Origin of the sequence: Aquisalimonas sp. 2447, from assembly GCF_012044895.1 — a bacterium.
In the GTDB taxonomy this organism is placed as follows: domain Bacteria; phylum Pseudomonadota; class Gammaproteobacteria; order Nitrococcales; family Aquisalimonadaceae; genus Aquisalimonas.
The window spans coordinates 3,106,492-3,122,540 of sequence record NZ_CP050695.1 but is presented as its reverse complement, the minus strand read 5'-3'; the positions used below and the strand labels follow the sequence as shown (position 1 = coordinate 3,122,540).

At 66.4% G+C, this 16,049-nt stretch carries 13 protein-coding genes; 9 read left to right on the top strand and 4 right to left on the bottom strand.

The features are described from left to right. Window positions 1–96: 96 nt before the first annotated feature. The 3 genes from metH to KU884_RS14750 all read right to left on the bottom strand — a co-directional run bounded on the left by metH (window position 97) and on the right by KU884_RS14750 (window position 5,796). Window positions 97–3,786, bottom strand: a complete 3,690-nt coding sequence (gene metH, locus KU884_RS14760; RefSeq protein ID WP_167783339.1) for a methionine synthase — start codon at window positions 3,784–3,786, stop codon at window positions 97–99. Between the two features lie 241 nt (window positions 3,787–4,027). Then, window positions 4,028–4,804 carry a gamma-glutamyl-gamma-aminobutyrate hydrolase family protein gene (locus KU884_RS14755; protein WP_254432071.1) on the bottom strand — a complete coding sequence of 259 codons (777 nt, stop codon included), beginning with the start codon at window positions 4,802–4,804 and terminating at the stop codon, window positions 4,028–4,030. Then, complete coding sequence (locus KU884_RS14750; protein WP_167783337.1) at window positions 4,801–5,796, bottom strand: amidoligase family protein; 996 nt, start codon at window positions 5,794–5,796, stop codon at window positions 4,801–4,803. Before KU884_RS14750 ends, KU884_RS14755 begins: the two co-directional genes overlap by 4 nt. Window positions 5,797–5,919: 123 nt before the next feature. Between KU884_RS14750 and KU884_RS14745 the strand changes: the two genes are divergently transcribed. Continuing rightward, complete coding sequence (locus tag KU884_RS14745) at window positions 5,920–7,194, top strand: O-acetylhomoserine aminocarboxypropyltransferase/cysteine synthase family protein (protein ID WP_167783336.1); 1,275 nt, start codon at window positions 5,920–5,922, stop codon at window positions 7,192–7,194. A gap of 622 nt (window positions 7,195–7,816) precedes the next feature. Here the strand turns inward: KU884_RS14745 and KU884_RS14740 are convergent. Continuing rightward, entirely contained in the window at window positions 7,817–8,338 is a 522-nt protein-coding gene (locus KU884_RS14740) for a zinc ribbon-containing protein (protein ID WP_167783335.1), read from the bottom strand. 157 nt (window positions 8,339–8,495) lie between these two features. Between KU884_RS14740 and leuS the strand changes: the two genes are divergently transcribed. Genes leuS through KU884_RS14700 form a run of 8 tightly spaced genes read left to right on the top strand, consistent with a single transcriptional unit; the run spans window position 8,496 to window position 16,047 of the window. Further along, window positions 8,496–10,952: a leucine--tRNA ligase gene (gene leuS / locus KU884_RS14735; protein WP_167783334.1), complete on the top strand. Its 2,457-nt coding sequence runs from the start codon at window positions 8,496–8,498 to the stop codon at window positions 10,950–10,952. A gap of 16 nt (window positions 10,953–10,968) precedes the next feature. Next, the gene (gene lptE / locus KU884_RS14730) at window positions 10,969–11,457 is read left to right on the top strand and encodes an LPS assembly lipoprotein LptE (RefSeq protein WP_167783333.1); all 489 of its coding nucleotides are present in this window, start codon (window positions 10,969–10,971) and stop codon (window positions 11,455–11,457) included. Between the two features lie 4 nt (window positions 11,458–11,461). Beyond that, window positions 11,462–12,490 (top strand): DNA polymerase III subunit delta, encoded by a 1,029-nt coding sequence (holA, locus tag KU884_RS14725; protein ID WP_167783332.1) that lies wholly within the window; start codon window positions 11,462–11,464, stop codon window positions 12,488–12,490. A gap of 34 nt (window positions 12,491–12,524) precedes the next feature. Continuing rightward, window positions 12,525–13,805: a glutamate-5-semialdehyde dehydrogenase gene (locus tag KU884_RS14720; RefSeq protein ID WP_167783331.1), complete on the top strand. Its 1,281-nt coding sequence runs from the start codon at window positions 12,525–12,527 to the stop codon at window positions 13,803–13,805. Between the two features lie 39 nt (window positions 13,806–13,844). Beyond that, window positions 13,845–14,489 (top strand): nicotinate-nucleotide adenylyltransferase, encoded by a 645-nt coding sequence (gene nadD, locus KU884_RS14715; protein WP_167784280.1) that lies wholly within the window; start codon window positions 13,845–13,847, stop codon window positions 14,487–14,489. 19 nt (window positions 14,490–14,508) lie between these two features. After that, window positions 14,509–14,925, top strand: coding sequence for a ribosome silencing factor (gene rsfS, locus KU884_RS14710; RefSeq protein ID WP_174813747.1), 417 nt, complete (start codon window positions 14,509–14,511; stop codon window positions 14,923–14,925). A 2-nt stretch (window positions 14,926–14,927) separates the two neighbouring features. Further along, a complete protein-coding gene (rlmH, locus tag KU884_RS14705; RefSeq protein WP_167783330.1) occupies window positions 14,928–15,395 on the top strand; it encodes a 23S rRNA (pseudouridine(1915)-N(3))-methyltransferase RlmH in 468 nt (155 codons plus the stop codon). A 52-nt stretch (window positions 15,396–15,447) separates the two neighbouring features. After that, the gene (locus KU884_RS14700; protein WP_167783329.1) at window positions 15,448–16,047 is read left to right on the top strand and encodes a nucleoside triphosphate pyrophosphatase; all 600 of its coding nucleotides are present in this window, start codon (window positions 15,448–15,450) and stop codon (window positions 16,045–16,047) included. Window positions 16,048–16,049: the final 2 nt, after the last annotated feature.

Genomic DNA, 16,049 nt, shown 5'->3' with positions numbered 1-16,049 from the left:
CTTGATGCACCGCTAGTGTGCTGTAACCCAAGGTCCTTCAAAAAAAAGGGGGCTGCAGCGGCAGCCCCCTTGTAAACGGCGACTGATCCGCTCGCCTCAGTCGTCCGCCTCGTACCCGAGGTTCGGCGCCAGCCAGCTTTCCAGCTCCCGTTTGGACATGCCCTTGCGCTTGGCGTAGTCCTCCACCTGGTCCTGGTAGATGTTGCCCAGGCCGAAGTAGCGGGCTTCCGGATGGCCGATGTAGATGCCGCTGACGGCAGCCGTCGGCACCATGGCCTTGCTCTCGGTGAGGGTCAGGCCGATGCGCTGTTCCGGCTCCAGTAGCTCCCACAACAGATCCTTTTCCGTGTGGTCCGGGCAGGCCGGATAGCCGGCGGCGGGCCGGATGCCCTGGTACCGCTCCTTGATGAGATCCTCGTTGGCGAGCTTCTCGTCCGGCTGGTAGCCCCAGTACTCCTTGCGTACCCGCTCGTGCAGATGCTCGGCGAAGGCCTCGGCGAGGCGGTCGGCCAGGGCCTTGACCATGATGCTGTTGTAGTCGTCATGGTCCGCCTCGAAGCGCTTGATGTGCTCGTCGATGCCGATGCCGGCGGTGACGGCGAAGGCGCCCATGTAGTCGGGTTTGCCGCTGTCCTTCGGCGCCACGTAGTCCGACAGCGCCTGGTTGGGGCGGCCCTCGGGCTTTTCGTTCTGCTGACGCAGGTGGTGCAGGGTGGTCAGCACCTCGGTGCGTGAGTCATCCGTGTAGAGCACGGTATCGTCGCCCACGGCATTGGCCGGCCACAGGCCGAACACGGCCCGGGCCGTGAGCCATTTCTCGTCGATGATCTGCTTGAGCATGGCCTTGGCATCCTCGAACAGCTTGGTGGCGTGTTCGCCCACCACTTCGTCCTCGAGGATCCTGGGGTAACTGCCGGCCAGCTCCCAGCTCTTGAAGAAGGGCGTCCAGTCGATGTATTCGACCAGCTTGTCCAGCGGGTAGTCGTCCAGGACCTGCACCCCGAGCTGCTTGGGCGCCACCGGTTCAAAGGCGTCCCAGTCCACCGGCGTACGGTTCTCCCGCGCCTTGTCGATGGCGACCCACTTCTGCTTCTTCTGCCGTGCGGCGTGCTGCTCGCGGACCTTGTCGTACTCTTCCTTGAGCTTGCCCACGTACTCCTTGCGCCGGGTTTCACTGAGCAGGTTGGAGGCCACGCCCACGCCCCGGGAGGCGTCCTTCACGTAGATGACTTCGTTGGAGTACTGCGGGTCGATCTTCACCGCCGTGTGCACGCGCGACGTCGTCGCGCCGCCGATGAGCAGGGGCTGCTTCATCTTGCGCCGCTCCATCTCCTTGGCCACGTGCACCATCTGCTCCAGCGACGGCGTGATCAGCCCGGAGAGGCCGATGATGTCCACGTCTTCCTTCTCGGCGGTGTCCAGGATCACCTCGGCCGGCTGCATGACGCCGATGTCGGTGACCTTGAAGTTGTTGCACTGGAGTACCACGCCGACGATGTTCTTGCCGATGTCGTGGACGTCGCCCTTCACCGTGGCCATGAGGATGTGCGCGGCGGGCTTCTCGCCCTCCTTCTTCTCGGCCTCGATGTAGGGCAGCAGCACCGCCACGGCCTTTTTCATGACCCGGGCGGATTTCACCACCTGCGGCAGAAACATCTTGCCGTCACCGAACAGGTCGCCCACCACGTTCATGCCGTCCATGAGCGGGCCTTCGATCACCTCGATGGGCCGCTCGTAGGCCTGACGGGCCTCCTCGGTGTCATCCTCGACATAGTCGACAATGCCCTTCACCAGCGCGTGTTCCAGCCGTTTCTCCACCGGCTGCTCGCGCCAGGCCAGGTCCTCTTCCTTCTTCTTGCCGCCCTGATCCTTGTAGCTCTCGGCCAGGTCCAGCAGGCGCTCGGTGGCGTCTTCGCGGCGGTTGAGGATGACGTCTTCGACGTGCTCGAGCAGTTCCTTGTCGATGTCGTCGTAGACCTCGATCTGCCCGGCGTTGACGATGGCCATGTCCAGGCCGGCCTTGATGGCGTGGTAGAGAAAGGCCGAGTGCATGGCCTCGCGCACGGCATTGTTGCCGCGGAACGAGAACGACAGGTTGGACAGCCCGCAGGAGACCTTGGCGTAGGGCAGGTTCTCCTTGATCCAGCGGGTGGCCTCGATGAAGTCCACGCCGTAGTTGTTGTGCTCGGCGATGCCGGTGGCCACCGGGAAGCAGTTGGGGTCGAAGATGATGTCCTCGGCGGGGAACCCGGCCTTTTCCACCAGCAGCTTGTAGGCGCGCTCGCAGATCTCGATGCGCCGGGGCAGGGTATCCGCCTGGCCTTCCTCGTCAAAGGCCATGACCACCACGGCGGCGCCGTAGCGCTTGAGCTTCTCTGCCTGTTCCAGGAACGGCTCTTCACCTTCCTTCAGGGAGATGGAGTTGACCACCGCCTTGCCCTGGGTGCACTGCAGGCCGGCCTCCAGCACTTCCCAGTTGGAGGCGTCGATCATGATCGGCACCTTGGCGATGTCCGGCTCCGCAGCCACCAGGTTGAGGAAATCCTGCATGGCCTGGACGGCGTCGATCATGCCTTCGTCCATGTTCACGTCGATGACCTGCGCACCGCCCTCCACCTGGTCCTTGGCCACTTCCAGGGCGGTGTCGTAGTCGCCTTCCTTGATCAGGCGCTTGAACCGCGCCGAGCCGGTGACGTTGGTGCGCTCGCCGATGTTGATGAACGAGGCGTCGTCGCCGGCGTTGAACGGCTCCAGGCCGGACAGGCGCATGGCCGGCTCGACCTCCGGCACCTCGCGCGGCGGCAGATCCTTGGTGGCCTCGCGCAGCGCCTTGATGTGCTCCGGCGTGGTACCACAGCAGCCGCCGATGATGTTGACGAAGCCGCTCTCGGCGAAGTCCTTGACGTACTTCGCCATCTCTTCCGGCGACTGGTCGTACTCGCCGAACTCGTTGGGCAGGCCGGCGTTGGGGTAGATGGCGACGTAAGTGTCCGCTACCCGGGAGATCTCCTCCACGAACGGCCGCATCTGCTCCGCGCCCAGGGCGCAGTTCAGCCCCACCGTGAACGGGTTGGCGTGGCGCACGGAGTTCCAGAACGCCTCGGTGGTCTGCCCCGACAGGGTGCGGCCGGAGGCGTCGGTGATGGTGCCGGAGATCATCACCGGCAGGCGGTAGCCCAGCTCGTCGAACAGGTCTTCGGTGGCGTGGATGGCCGCCTTGGAGTTCAGCGTGTCAAAGATGGTCTCGATGAGGATGAGATCGGAACCGCCCTCCACCAGCCCGCGCGCCGCTTCCAGGTAGGCCTGGCGCAGCTCGGCATAGGAGGTGTTGCGGTAGCCGGGATTGTTCACGTCCGGGGAGATCGAGGCGGTGCGGTTGGTTGGTCCGAGCGCACCGGCCACGAACCGCGGCCAGCCGGGATGCTCGGCCTCCGCGGCGTCGCAGGCCTCGCGGGCCAGCCGCGCGGATTCGACGTTCAGCTCGTGGACCAGCTCTTCCATGCCGTAGTCGGCCTGGGCGATGGTGGTGGAGCTGAAGGTGTTGGTCTCGACGATGTCGGCGCCGGCCGCGAGGTTGTCCGCGTGGATCTCGCGGATGATGTCGGGCCGCGTCAGCGACAGTAGGTCGTTGTTGCCCTGGATGTCGCTGGCCCAGTCTTTGAACCTGTCACCGCGGAAGTCCTCCTCGGTCAGGGGATACTGCTGGATGCTGGTCCCCATGCCGCAATCCAGGAACAGAATGCGTTCGTTGATCGCCTTCTTGAGTGCGTCGGTTCGGTTAGTCATTCGTTCTCGAAGTGGTTGCGATGGAAGCTCATCAAAGCCCGCCATTATAACGGTTGTTGAGACTTGTACGAGGGGTGTGTGGATGAAACCCGCGCCATGCGGGGGCTGGCAGGCCGGGAAGCCGCCATTGAGGGGGGCTGAGAGAGAGTTGAGCATTAATCATTTCAATCATGAGTAATGCTCAACTCTCCTGCCGGTGGTGCCGATGTCGGCCCCGGAATGGCAGTGGGGGTCAAGGTGTTCAGGCAGCGCCTGCGGTAGTGACCAGGTAGCGGAACAGCGCGCGTTGCTCGCGCTTCTGCGGCAGATACTCGGGGTGCCACTGTACGCCGATGATGCAGGCGGCGCGCGGGTCTTCGATGGCCTGAACCACGCCGTTGTCCTCGTGGGCGACCGCCTGGAGGTTGGCGGCCGGGGTGCGGATGGCCTGCCGATGCAACGAGTTGACGTGGCAGTACGTCCGGTTCAGTGCCGTGGCGAGGCGGCTGTCGGGCGTAATGCGGACCGACTTTTGCGGCCAGATGGTCCACAGGTTCGGCGCTTCGGCGTAGAAGGCGCTCAGGTCCTGGTGCAGAGTGCCGCCACAGACCACGTTGAGCAGCTGTGCCCCACGGCAGATCCCGAGCACGGGTAGCCCCCGCTCCAGGGCCGTGTGCAGGAGTTGCTGCTCCAGAGCGTCGCGGTCGATATCGCCGCCCATGGAGCGCTTGGTGCTGAGCAGCCGCCGCAGGACCCACAGCAGCGGGAACAGGAGCAGCGTGGCCAGGAACCGCGGCAGAGTGCGGCTGCTGCGCCGCAGGGAGCGCATGCTGGGTGTTGCCGGTTCCTCGCCGTATAACTCGGGGGCAACGTCGGCGCCGCCGCCGATGATCAGTCCGTCCAGGGCCTCGGCGGTGAGTGGACGGGCGGGGGTGATGTGCACGGGCCGTCCGCCGGCCCACCAGACGGCGAATCGCGCACACAGCCATGCCGCGCTGCCGCCCCGGTTGGGCCCGGTGACGCCGATGACCGGTTTCATGCCCGCAGCCAGCTCCGCGTCTGCACGGCCCATTCCTGATCGATACGGGCAAGACTCGGCGGCCGGCGACTCAGGTACGCCTCGGCCATGGGCCGCATCCGCTCGGGGCGGGCTGCCAGCCACTCCACCCACACCCATCCCTGCCATTCCCTGGCGAGGGTCCACTCCGGTTCGTCCACGCGGCAGTTCGGAAGCCGGTAATGGAACGCCGGCCGCGGGCTCACCAGATGCGCTTCCGGTACGCCCCGCAGCGCCCGGTCACCAGCGAGGTAGGTGAGGATGGGCAGCATGTCCAGAACCCGGTTCCGGGTCGGGTTATGGAGCAGGTAGTCGTCGACGAGGCGGTCTTCATCCGGGGCGTAGTCCGGGTTCAGCACCAGGGTGCGATAGGGGCGCGGGAAGTCGTTGATGTAGGGGGTGACGCGCCGGCTCCAGTCGATCTCGCCTTCAACGTGCAGCCAGTCGTAGAGCAGGAAAAATGCCCGCAGAATCCGGGCCAGGGCATCCGGCTGCAGGGATGCGGCCTCCGGATTGAGGTGCAGCCCGAAGGCGTACACCAGGGATACCCGTGTGCCCTGGGCTTGTTCCGCCTGCAATGCGGCGCGGAGTTCTTCCAGGCGGTGGGCGTCCGCGAAGGGAACGGGTGGTGTGACCACCTCGTGGGGAACCACGGTACCGGCCACCCTGGCCAGCAGGTCATCCATGCGCTCCCTGTAGAGCGCTTCGCGCACATTGAACCCCACGCTCTCCAGCAACTCCAGGTAGCCCCCGTCCTTGAGCAGAGCAGTGTCGATCTCCGCCTTGAACGTGCCCCACGGGGTGCCGGTGACCCGGTGCGCAAAGCGGCTGTCCGCTACTACGGTGCCACCGTAGAGTGCCGCGACTTTCGCCGAGATGGTGTGCAGGTCGAGGCCCGCGAACTCGAGCTCCACGCCGAGCCGGCGCGGTTCGCCGGCTTCAGTCTCATGCTCCTCCGGTAGCGGGAACTGCATGGGGCGCTCCAGTGCGGACGGGTTGCGTGATCCGCCGTGGGGCGGGATTCTACAATGCGACGAATCGTACCATGCGGTTCCACCCCGATGGCGGCTGCTACGACCAATGACCAAGGAGGAGACATGAAACTGGAAACCCAGGCCATCCACGCCGGTTATTCCCCGGACCCCACAACCAAGGCGGTGGCGGTCCCGATCTATCAGACAACGTCCTACGCCTTTGACGACACCCAGCACGGCGCCGATCTGTTCGATCTGAAGGTGGAAGGCAACATCTACACGCGCATCATGAATCCCACCAACGCGGTGCTGGAGCAACGGGTCGCGCAGATGGAGGGCGGCATTGCCGGGTTGGCCACCAGTTCGGGCATGGCGGCCATTACCTACGCCATCGAGACCATCTGCGAGGTCGGGGACAACATCGTCACCACCAGTCAGCTTTATGGTGGCACCTATAATTTTTTCGCCCATTCGCTGCCCAATCGCGGCATTGAGGTGCGGTTTGTTTCCCATGAAGATCTGGGTGGCATGGCGGCGCGGATCGACGACCGGACCAAGGCGGTGTTCTGCGAAACCGTGGGCAATCCCTCCGGTAACGTGGCCGATATCGAGGCCATGGCGCAGATCGCCCATGAACGGGGGGTGCCGTTGATGGTGGACAACACAGTGCCCAGCCCGTACCTGTGGCGCCCCATCGAGCACGGTGCGGACATCGTCATCCACTCGCTGACGAAGTACATGGGCGGGCACGGGACCACTGTTGCCGGCGTTATCGTGGACTCGGGCCATTTTCCCTGGGCGGATTACCCGAAGAAGTTCCGGCTGTTGAACGAGCCGGATCCGTCGTACCACGGTGTGGTCTACACGGAGGCTCTGGGTGCCGCGGCGTTCATCGGCCGCGCCCGCGTCGGCCCGCTGCGCAACACCGGCTCGGCGTTGTCGCCGTTCAATGCCTTCCAGATCCTGCAGGGCATTGAGACCCTGCCGCTGCGCATGGACCGGCACTGCGAGAACGGTCTGAAGGTGGCGAAGCATCTGGAGGCCAAGGACCAGGTGACCTGGGTGAAGTACGCCGGCCTGGAGAGCAGCCCGGATCACCGCCTGGCGCAGAAGTACATGAACGGCCGCGCGGCGGGCATTCTCAGCTTCGGGGTCAAGGGTGGTGCCGAGGCGGGGGCGAAGTTCATCGACGCCCTGCAGCTGATCACGCGGTTGGTGAATATCGGAGATGCCAAATCCCTGGCCTGCCACCCGGCCACCACCACCCACCGTCAGCTCAACGACGAGGAGCTGGAGAAGGCCGGCGTCACCCGCGACATGGTCCGCCTGTCCGTGGGCCTGGAGCACGCCGACGACATCCTCGCCGACATCGATCAGGCATTGGCAGCGGCGCGTTAAGGCCGTTTATGCCTCGTCTGTGGGGTTTACGGTTGGGTCAAGGAGCGGGGGTGGGGAGTTCGTGCAGGCTCCGCACGCTTCGCTTACGGAAGCTGGCGCTTCCTACCCTGCGCTCCGGCGCTGCGCAAGTCGCTCGCACGAACTCCCCACCACCGCTCCTTGACGAGCATTTCTAGTCAGTAGGGCTTCCGGGGGCTTCTGGTTTTCGAGGGCCGCTCGCTGGTGCCGTTGTTGCCCTTCAATCGCCGATCTTGGCGGTAGGCGCCCTTCGGTTGTGCCCAAGCGATGAGGCGGGGCGGTTTCCTGCGTTTCCGAAGGCAACGAACTCGGGAGCGCCCCAGTGTTGTGGATGGCCGGGATTCGGTGAAAGCGACTCGCGGAGCTCCGGAACGCAGGCCGCCCGGCCCCGAAGGGGTGGCCGCATGGATGCGGCCACCGGCGCCCAGCGCAGGGATGCGCTGTAAGCCGGCCAGGCCGGAGTGGAGGAAACTTTCCTTCGCAAGAAAGAAAGTTAGGCGAAGCGCCGGAGCGTTCACCGGATCCCGGCCATCCACAACACCCTCACCGGAAGTCGAAGGCCTCAGGTCGCCGACTGAGGCCGGACTACTGCCAAGATGTTCTGTTAGTCCGTCACCCGCTCGAACCGTGTCGCCCGGCAACTCGGGCAGGGCGGGATGTGGCCCGCCCGCTCAAAGTGCATGGTCTTGCTGCAACTGAGGCAGCGCAGCTCGCCCGGGCCCGTCATCTCGCCGGTGTGATACAGGGCCGCCTCGTCCCACTGGCGGTTGAGCTCGAGCCACTCCAGACGGGTGCGGTCGGCGATGGTGCTGAAGCGATCGAACAGCCAGTTGCCCAGCAGCTGCATGTCCATGCGGAACCAGCCGCGGAGATCCTGGTCATTGTCACGATCCAGGAAGCGGGCGGCGTCCTCCACGTCGCGGCGCAGGTATTCACTGATCCGCTCCGCCTCCTCCGCGGTGAGCTCCTCGAACTCCACTGCCTTCTGCTTTGCCCAGTCCAGGGCCTGACGCAGCCGCGGACGCGCCTCGCCGCCGGCCTGCTCCAGTGACTCGGTCACCCGCTGAAGCATCTTCTCGTAGGCTTCCCGCTGTTCCTGATCCTTGCGATCCTGATCGTCGCTCATGCCCGCTCCCGTTCACCGTGGCTTTGCGTTAGATTGCAGCCTTGCCCGCCCAGCCCACAAGCCCCGTGCGGCAGGCATCGGCACGGGGCCGCCAATTGCCGTATAATGCGCGGTTTTCACGCGACGCAGCACAACCGCACAAGCCGAGCAAGCAAGTATGGATCACGCCTACAAGCCCGAAGTCATCGAGGCCGAAGCGCAGCGCTTCTGGGACGACAACGACACCTTCCGCGTGACCGAGGAACCCGGACGGGAGACCTTCTACTGCCTGTCCATGTTTCCGTACCCCAGCGGCAAGCTGCACATGGGGCACGTGCGTAACTACACCATCGGCGACGTCATGGCGCGCTACCAGCGCATGCAAGGCCGCAACGTGCTCCAGCCCATGGGCTGGGATGCCTTCGGTCTCCCGGCGGAGAATGCCGCCATGCAGAACAACGTGCCGCCGGCGCGCTGGACCCGCGAGAATATCGCTGCCATGCGCAGCCAGCTCAAGCAGCTCGGTTTCGGCTACGACTGGTCCCGGGAATTCGCCACCTGTGACCCGTCCTATTACAAGTGGGAGCAGTGGCTATTCACGCGGCTGTACCGCAAGGGTCTGGCCTACCGCGCTGTCGCCACGGTGAACTGGGATCCGGTGGACCAGACCGTGCTGGCCAACGAGCAGGTGGTGGACGGCAAGGGCTGGCGCTCCGGCGCCACCGTGGAGCGCCGTGAGATTCCCCAGTGGTTCCTGCGCATCACCGACTACGCCGATGAACTGCTGGAGGCCCTGGACAACATGCCCGGCTGGCCGGAGCAGGTGCGCGCCATGCAGCGCAACTGGATCGGCCGCTCCGAAGGTGTGGAACTGCGGTTCGACGTCAAGGGGCGGGACGAGGCCCTGAATGTCTACACCACCCGTCCGGATACGCTGTTCGGGGTCAGCTACATGGGTCTGGCGCCCGAGCACCCGCTGAACCGGGAGCTCGCGGAGAGCAACTCCGAGATCGCCGCATTTGTTGAAGAGTGCAACAAGGCCGGCGTGGCCGAGGCCACGGTGGCCACCATGGAGAAGCGGGGGCTGGATACGGGGCTGCGCGCGATCCACCCGCTGACCGGCGACGAGATTCCCGTGTGGATCGCCAACTTTGTGCTCATGACGTACGGCTCCGGCGCCATCATGGCGGTGCCGGCGCATGACCAGCGCGACTGGGAATTCGCCACCAAGTACCAACTGCCCATTCTGCCGGTGATTGCACCGGCGGACGGCAGCGACGTGGATGTCACCCGGGAGGCATTCACCGACAAGGGTGTGCTGATCCACTCCGGTGACTACACCGGCATGACCTCCGAGCAGGCCTTCGAGGCCATTGCCGACAGGTTGCAGCAACAGGGCCTTGGCGAGCGCCAGACCAACTATCGCCTGCGTGACTGGGGGGTCTCGCGCCAGCGCTATTGGGGCGCCCCCATTCCCATCATCAACTGCCCGAAGTGTGGTCAGGTGCCGGTGCCGGACCACCAGTTACCGGTGGAGCTGCCGGAGGACGTGGCGTTCGATGGTGCCGGTTCGCCGCTCAAGCAGATGCCCGAGTGGTATCGCACCACCTGCCCTGAGTGCGGTGGCGAGGCCGAGCGTGAAACCGACACCTTCGACACCTTCATGGAGTCCTCCTGGTACTTCGCGCGCTTCGCCTGCGCCGACAACGCCGGTGCCATGCTGGATGACCGCGCCGGCTACTGGCTGCCGGTGGACCAGTACATCGGGGGTATCGAGCACGCCATCCTGCATCTGCTGTATGCGCGCTTCTACCAGAAGGTCATGCGGGACGAGGGGCTCACCGCGACGGACGAGCCGTTCGCCAACCTGCTGACCCAGGGCATGGTGCTCAAGGACGGGGCCAAGATGTCCAAGTCCAAGGGCAACACCGTGGATCCGCAGGACCTCGTCGACCGCTTCGGCGCCGATACCGTGCGCCTGTTCACGATGTTCGCCGCGCCGCCGGAGCAGTCCCTGGAGTGGTCCGATTCCGGCGTCGAAGGGGCCTACCGCTTTCTCAAGCGGCTCTGGCACCTGGTGCGTGCCCATGTGGAACGGGGGGCTGCGCCGGCACTGGACGCGGCGTCGCTAGACGATGACCAGCGCGAGGTGCGGCGCAAGGTTCACGAGACCATCCGCAAAGCCACCGATGACATCGGCCGGCGATACACTTTCAACACCGGCGTGGCCTCGGTGATGGAACTGCTCAATACCCTCTACAAAGCGGCGGATGACGACAGCTCTGCCGGCCGTGCCGTGCTGCAGGAGGGGCTGGAGGCGGCGGTGTTGATTCTCGCCCCCATCGTGCCCCACGTCTGCCATCGCCTGTGGCGGGAACTCGGGCATGACCAGCCGGTGGTGGACGCTGCCTGGCCACGCTGGGATGACACCGCCCTGGTGCAGGACACCCTCAGCCTGGTGGTGCAGGTCAACGGCAAGCTCCGTGGTAACGTCGAGCTGCCTGCCGACGCCGATCGCGATGCCATCGAGGCGGCGGCACTGGAGGAGCCCAATGTGCAGCGGTTTCTTGCCGACAAGACGGTGCGCAAGGTGATCGTGGTGCCCGGCAAGCTTGTGAACGTGGTGGCCAACTGATCGGCGGAGGCCGCAAATGCGCCGGGTCGTGATTCTGATGCTCGTTGTTGCCCTGGCCGGCTGCGGCTGGCACCTGCGCGGTTCAGCGCCCGGCGCCGCATCGCTGGACGGCATGGCCGTGGTGGTGGATACCCGCGTGGGCGAGGGTCAGCTGGTGCGCGAAGTGCGTCGGGCCCTGGGCGCAGCCGGGGCGGATGTGCGTGACGGTGGCGACGGTCCGCGCCTGGTGCTGGAGGACGAAATCACCGATCGCCAGCGGCTGGTGGTGGGTTCCCGGGACCGCCCGGACGAGTACGAGCTGCGCTACCGCGTGCGCTGGTCCATCCGTGATGCCGAAGGTGACACGGTGGCCGGGCCGGATACCTTCGAACAATTGCGCACCTACCGGCGCGATCCGGGCCAGGTCCTCGGTGGCGAAAGCCGGGAGGCTGCCCTGCTGGAGGAGCTGCGCCGGGACATCGCCTTCCTGCTCACGGAGCGGGTGCAGGCAACCCTGGGCGAGTAGGCGGATGCGGCTCAAACCCGACGACGTGACGCAGACACTGGCCAAGGGCCTGCCTCTGGTCTGGCTGATCACCGGCGACGAGCCGTTGCTGGTGGGCGAAACCGTGGACGCCGTGCGCGCCGCCGCCCGTGAGGCCGGGCATACCGAGCGTGAGGTGCTGGAAGCCGATGGCCAGTTCGACTGGCAACGCCTCACCGCCGCCGCCGACAATCTCTCACTGTTCGGCGATCGTCGTATCGTCGAACTGCGCCTGCCCACCGGCAAGCCGGGGCAGGCCGGCGGCAAGGCCATTACCGACTACTGCGCGACGGCGCCGGACGATACCGTGCTGATCATTACCGCCCCGCGCCTGGACGGCAGTACCCGGAAGGCGGCCTGGGTCAATGCCGTGGACAAGGCCGGCGCGGTGGTGCAGATCTGGCCGCTGGAGTCGCGTGAGCTGCCGGGGTGGCTGGATCGGCGCATGCGCGCCGCCGGGCTGGAACCCACCCGGGATGCGGTGCGCCTGCTCGCCGAGCGCAGCGAGGGCAACCTCCTCGCCGCGGTGCAGGAGATCGAGAAGCTGCGGCTGCTACTGCCCGCCGGGCAGGTGGACGACGACGCCGTGCGCCGCGCCGTGGCCGACAGCGCCCGGTTCGATGTCTTCGATCTCACCGCCGCTGCCCTGGAGGGCAATGTCGCCCGCTGCGTGCGGATCACCCAGGGCCTGCGCGACGAGGGTGTCGAGCCCACCCTGGTGCTGTGGGCGCTGTCCCGGGAAGTCCGTCTGGTCTGTCAGCTCCATTCCGCCCGCGGCCAGGAGGAGCAGCTCCTGCGGCGCAACGGTGTTTTCGGGCCGCGCAAGGCGCAGGTGCAGAAGGCCATGCGGCGTGGCAGTGCGCGCCGCTGGCAGGCACTGCTGGCTCGCTGTGCGCGGGTGGACCGGGTCAGCAAGGGGGTTGCCCCGGGAAGGGTGTGGGACGAGTTGTTACAATTGAGTGTAGCCATCGCCGGCGGGCGAGCCGGGCGTCGCGCCGCCACGGCGGCCCAGTGAGGCGTCGTTGCCATCGATAACCCAGGGATTCGATATGAGTGCCATTGCCGACAACATTGCCAACGTGCACGAGTACATGGCCGGCGTGGGCCGCAAGGCGCGGTCGGCCGGTCGCGCCATGGCCCGTGCCGAAACCGCGGAGAAGAACCTGGCCCTGGCTGCCATGGCTGACGCCATTGACGCCCAGTCGGCGCGCATCGCCGAGGAGAACGGGCGCGACATGGCGGCGGGTCGCGAATCCGGGCTGGATGCTGCGCTGCTGGACCGCCTGGAATTGACGCCGGAGCGCATCGCCGCCATGGCCGAGGGCCTGCGCCAGATCGCCACACTGCCGGATCCGGTGGGGGCGGTGGACGATCTGCGCATGCGGCCTTCCGGGATTCAGGTGGGGCGCATGCGCGTACCCCTGGGCGTGGTTGGCATCATCTACGAGTCGCGGCCCAACGTCACGGCGGACGCCGCCGGCCTGTGCCTGAAATCCGGCAACGCCGCCATCCTGCGGGGTGGTTCCGAGGCACTGCACTCCAACCGCGCCATCGCCGAGTGCATCCGCGCCGGCCTGGACAGTGCCGGACTGCCCATGGATGCGGTGCAGGTGGTCGACACCACCGACCGCGCTGCTGTGGGTGACCTGATCACCATGACCGACAATGTCGACGTCATCGTCCCGCGGGGAGGCAAGGGCCTGATCGAGCGCATCAGCCGGGATGCCACGGTGCCGGTGATCAAGCACCTGGATGGGGTCTGCCACGTCTACATCGACGACGCTGCTGACCCCGAAAAGGCTCTGGCGGTGGCGTTCAACGCCAAGACCCAGCGTTACGGCACCTGCAACACCATGGAGACGCTGCTGGTGGCGGAAAGCGTGGCGGCGCAGCTCCTGCCGCCGCTGGCCGAGCGCTTCCGCGACGCCGGCGTGGAACTGCGTGGCTGTGAACAGAGCCGCCGCTGGGTGCCGGAGATGATCGCGGCCACGGACGAGGATTGGGCGGCTGAGTACCTGGCGCCGGTGCTGGCCGTGCGGGTGGTGGCCGGCCTGGACGAGGCCATCGAGCATATCGCCCACTGGAGTTCCGGCCACACCGAGTCCATCGTCAGCCAGGACTGGAGCCGCGCTCAGCGCTTCCTGCGCGAAGTGGATTCGAGTTCGGTGATGGTCAACGCGTCCACCCGCTTTGCGGATGGCTTCGAGTATGGCCTGGGCGCGGAAATCGGCATCAGCACGGACAAACTCCATGCCCGCGGCCCCGTGGGCCTCGAGGGGCTGACCTCACAGAAGTGGATCGTGCTCGGGGATGGGCATGTCCGGGGTTGAACCGGTGACAGCGCGGCAGGGAGCTGCATTGTGACCCGCCTGGTGGGCATGTTCGGTGGTACCTTCGACCCGGTTCACAATGCCCATCTGCGGGTGGCCCTGGATGTTGTCGAGGCAGGCGACCTGGAGCGTCTGCACCTGATTCCCTGTCACGTACCGCCGCACCGGGGTGACCCCGACGTCACTGCGGAACACCGCCTGGCCATGCTGAAACGGGCCGCCGCCGGCGAGCCACGGTTCCTGGTGGACGATCGCGAGCTACAACGTGATGGCCCCTCCTACACCGTGGACACCCTGCGCTCCCTGCATGCCGATGCCGCCGGTGTCCACCTGGTGCTGGTGGTGGGGACCGACAGTTTCCTGTCACTGCCGCGTTGGCACCAGTGGCGCGAACTCGTGGAGTGGGCGCATGTGGTGGTGCTGGAGCGCCCCTTCGCAGTCGGGAACATGCCGTCGACCCTGGAATCCTGGCTTCAGGGGCGGCGGGCGGAGAACTGGACGGAACTGCGGGAGGCTCCGGCGGGTCGGGTGCTGTTCCAGCCGGTGACGCCCATGGCGGTGTCGGCGACGGATGTCCGGGCGCGCATGCGTGCGGGGCGATCGCCCCGCTACCTGTTGCCCGACCCGGTGTGGGACTATATACGCGAGCATGGTTTGTACGGTGCCGGCCGGCAGGTCGGTTGAACGGGGACGAGTCGGCGGCATGCAGCTGCCGTGGAGGTGGATCATCAGCGCGACCGATAACGTCGAGACGCTGGACTGGGCGGAGCTGCGGGACGTGGTCCTCGCCGCCCTGGAAGACATGAAAGCCGTGGATACGGTGGTGCTGGACGTGCGCGGCAAGACCGGTATTACCGATGTCATGGTGGTGGCCTCGGGCAATTCCAGTCGCCACGTCAAGGCCATTGCCGATCGCGTCGGCGAGGATGCCAGGAAACACAACATGCGGCCCCTGGGTGTCGAAGGCGAGGACAGCGCCGAGTGGGTGCTGGTGGACCTGGGCGACGTGGTCGTCCACGTGATGATCCCGAAAATGCGGGAACTCTATCGCCTGGAGCGCATCTGGGGCTTCGACGAGTCCGAAGACGAGGCCTCCCGGAGCGGCGGCGTGCCGGGCTGAGCATGCGGGTTCAGCTCACCGCCGTGGGGCAGAAGATGCCCCGCTGGGTGGCGGACGGCTACCGGGAATATGCTGGCCGCATGCCGCGCGAGCTGCGACTGGACCTGCGGGAGCTGCCCACCGGCGACCGTGGCCGTGGTGGCAACCCGGAGCGCGCCCGGGAAATCGAGGGGCAGCGGCTGCTGCAGGCCGTGCCGCGGGATGCCCGGTTGATCGCGCTGGATCAGGGGGGCCGCAGCGTCGATACCGAAGCGCTGGCCGCTGCCATGCGCGACTGGCTGCAGGAGGGCCGGGACGTGGCCCTGCTGGTGGGCGGGCCGGATGGTCTGGATCGGGGCTGTCTGGACGCCGCGCAGCAACGCTGGTCGCTGTCGCCGCTGACGCTGCCGCACATGCTGGTGCGGGTGCTGATCGCGGAGCAGCTCTACCGTGCCTGGACCATGCTGGCCGGCCATCCGTACCACCGCTAGTGCGGGCATCGGGTGGCGCCGAGAATTTTCACAGCCTTCGAGGTGCATCGCTATGCCTGGAGATACGCAGCCGGATATCTACCTGGCCTCGCACTCCCCGCGCCGCCGGGAACTGCTGGGCCAGATCGCCCTGCCGTTCTCGCCCCTGGACGTGAGCGTGGACGAGAGCTGGGATGAGGACGAAAGCCCCGAGGTGTTCGTCATCCGGGTTGCCCTGGAGAAGGCGCGGGCCGGCTGGGCACAGGTCGCCAATGCCAACCCGCTGCCCACCCTGGGGGCGGATACAGTGGTCGTGCAGGACGGCACCGTGCTGGGCAAGCCCCGGGACCGGGACGATGCCCTGGCCATGCTGCGCGCCCTGTCCGGTAGTGAGCACCGCGTGCTGACCGGGGTGGCCCTGGTGGATGACCGCGAATCCACCCGGCTGAGTGTCAACCGGGTCCAGTTCCGGGAGCTCAGCGACTACGAACTGCAGCGCTACTGGGAGTCCGGCGAGCCGGAGGGCAAGGCGGGTTCCTACGCCATTCAGGGCCTCGGGGGCGTGTTCGCCGAACACCTGGAAGGCAGCTATTCCGGAGTCATGGGCCTGCCGCTGTTCGAGACCACCGACCTGCTGGATGAGTTCGGCATCGACTACCGCCGGCACTGGTAGCG

Bases quoted from the DNA above. Each gene is read 5' to 3' on its own strand.
- metH (WP_167783339.1), bottom strand. From the start codon at position 3,786: ATGACTAACCGAACCGACGCACTCAAGAAGGCGATCAACGAACGCATT.
- KU884_RS14755 (WP_254432071.1), bottom strand. From the start codon at position 4,804: ATGAAACCGGTCATCGGCGTCACCGGGCCCAACCGGGGCGGCAGCGCG.
- KU884_RS14750 (WP_167783337.1), bottom strand. From the start codon at position 5,796: ATGCAGTTCCCGCTACCGGAGGAGCATGAGACTGAAGCCGGCGAACCG.
- KU884_RS14745 (WP_167783336.1), top strand. From the start codon at position 5,920: ATGAAACTGGAAACCCAGGCCATCCACGCCGGTTATTCCCCGGACCCC.
- KU884_RS14740 (WP_167783335.1), bottom strand. From the start codon at position 8,338: ATGAGCGACGATCAGGATCGCAAGGATCAGGAACAGCGGGAAGCCTAC.
- leuS (WP_167783334.1), top strand. From the start codon at position 8,496: ATGGATCACGCCTACAAGCCCGAAGTCATCGAGGCCGAAGCGCAGCGC.
- lptE (WP_167783333.1), top strand. From the start codon at position 10,969: ATGCGCCGGGTCGTGATTCTGATGCTCGTTGTTGCCCTGGCCGGCTGC.
- holA (WP_167783332.1), top strand. From the start codon at position 11,462: ATGCGGCTCAAACCCGACGACGTGACGCAGACACTGGCCAAGGGCCTG.
- KU884_RS14720 (WP_167783331.1), top strand. From the start codon at position 12,525: ATGAGTGCCATTGCCGACAACATTGCCAACGTGCACGAGTACATGGCC.
- rsfS (WP_174813747.1), top strand. From the start codon at position 14,509: ATGCAGCTGCCGTGGAGGTGGATCATCAGCGCGACCGATAACGTCGAG.
- rlmH (WP_167783330.1), top strand. From the start codon at position 14,928: ATGCGGGTTCAGCTCACCGCCGTGGGGCAGAAGATGCCCCGCTGGGTG.
- KU884_RS14700 (WP_167783329.1), top strand. From the start codon at position 15,448: ATGCCTGGAGATACGCAGCCGGATATCTACCTGGCCTCGCACTCCCCG.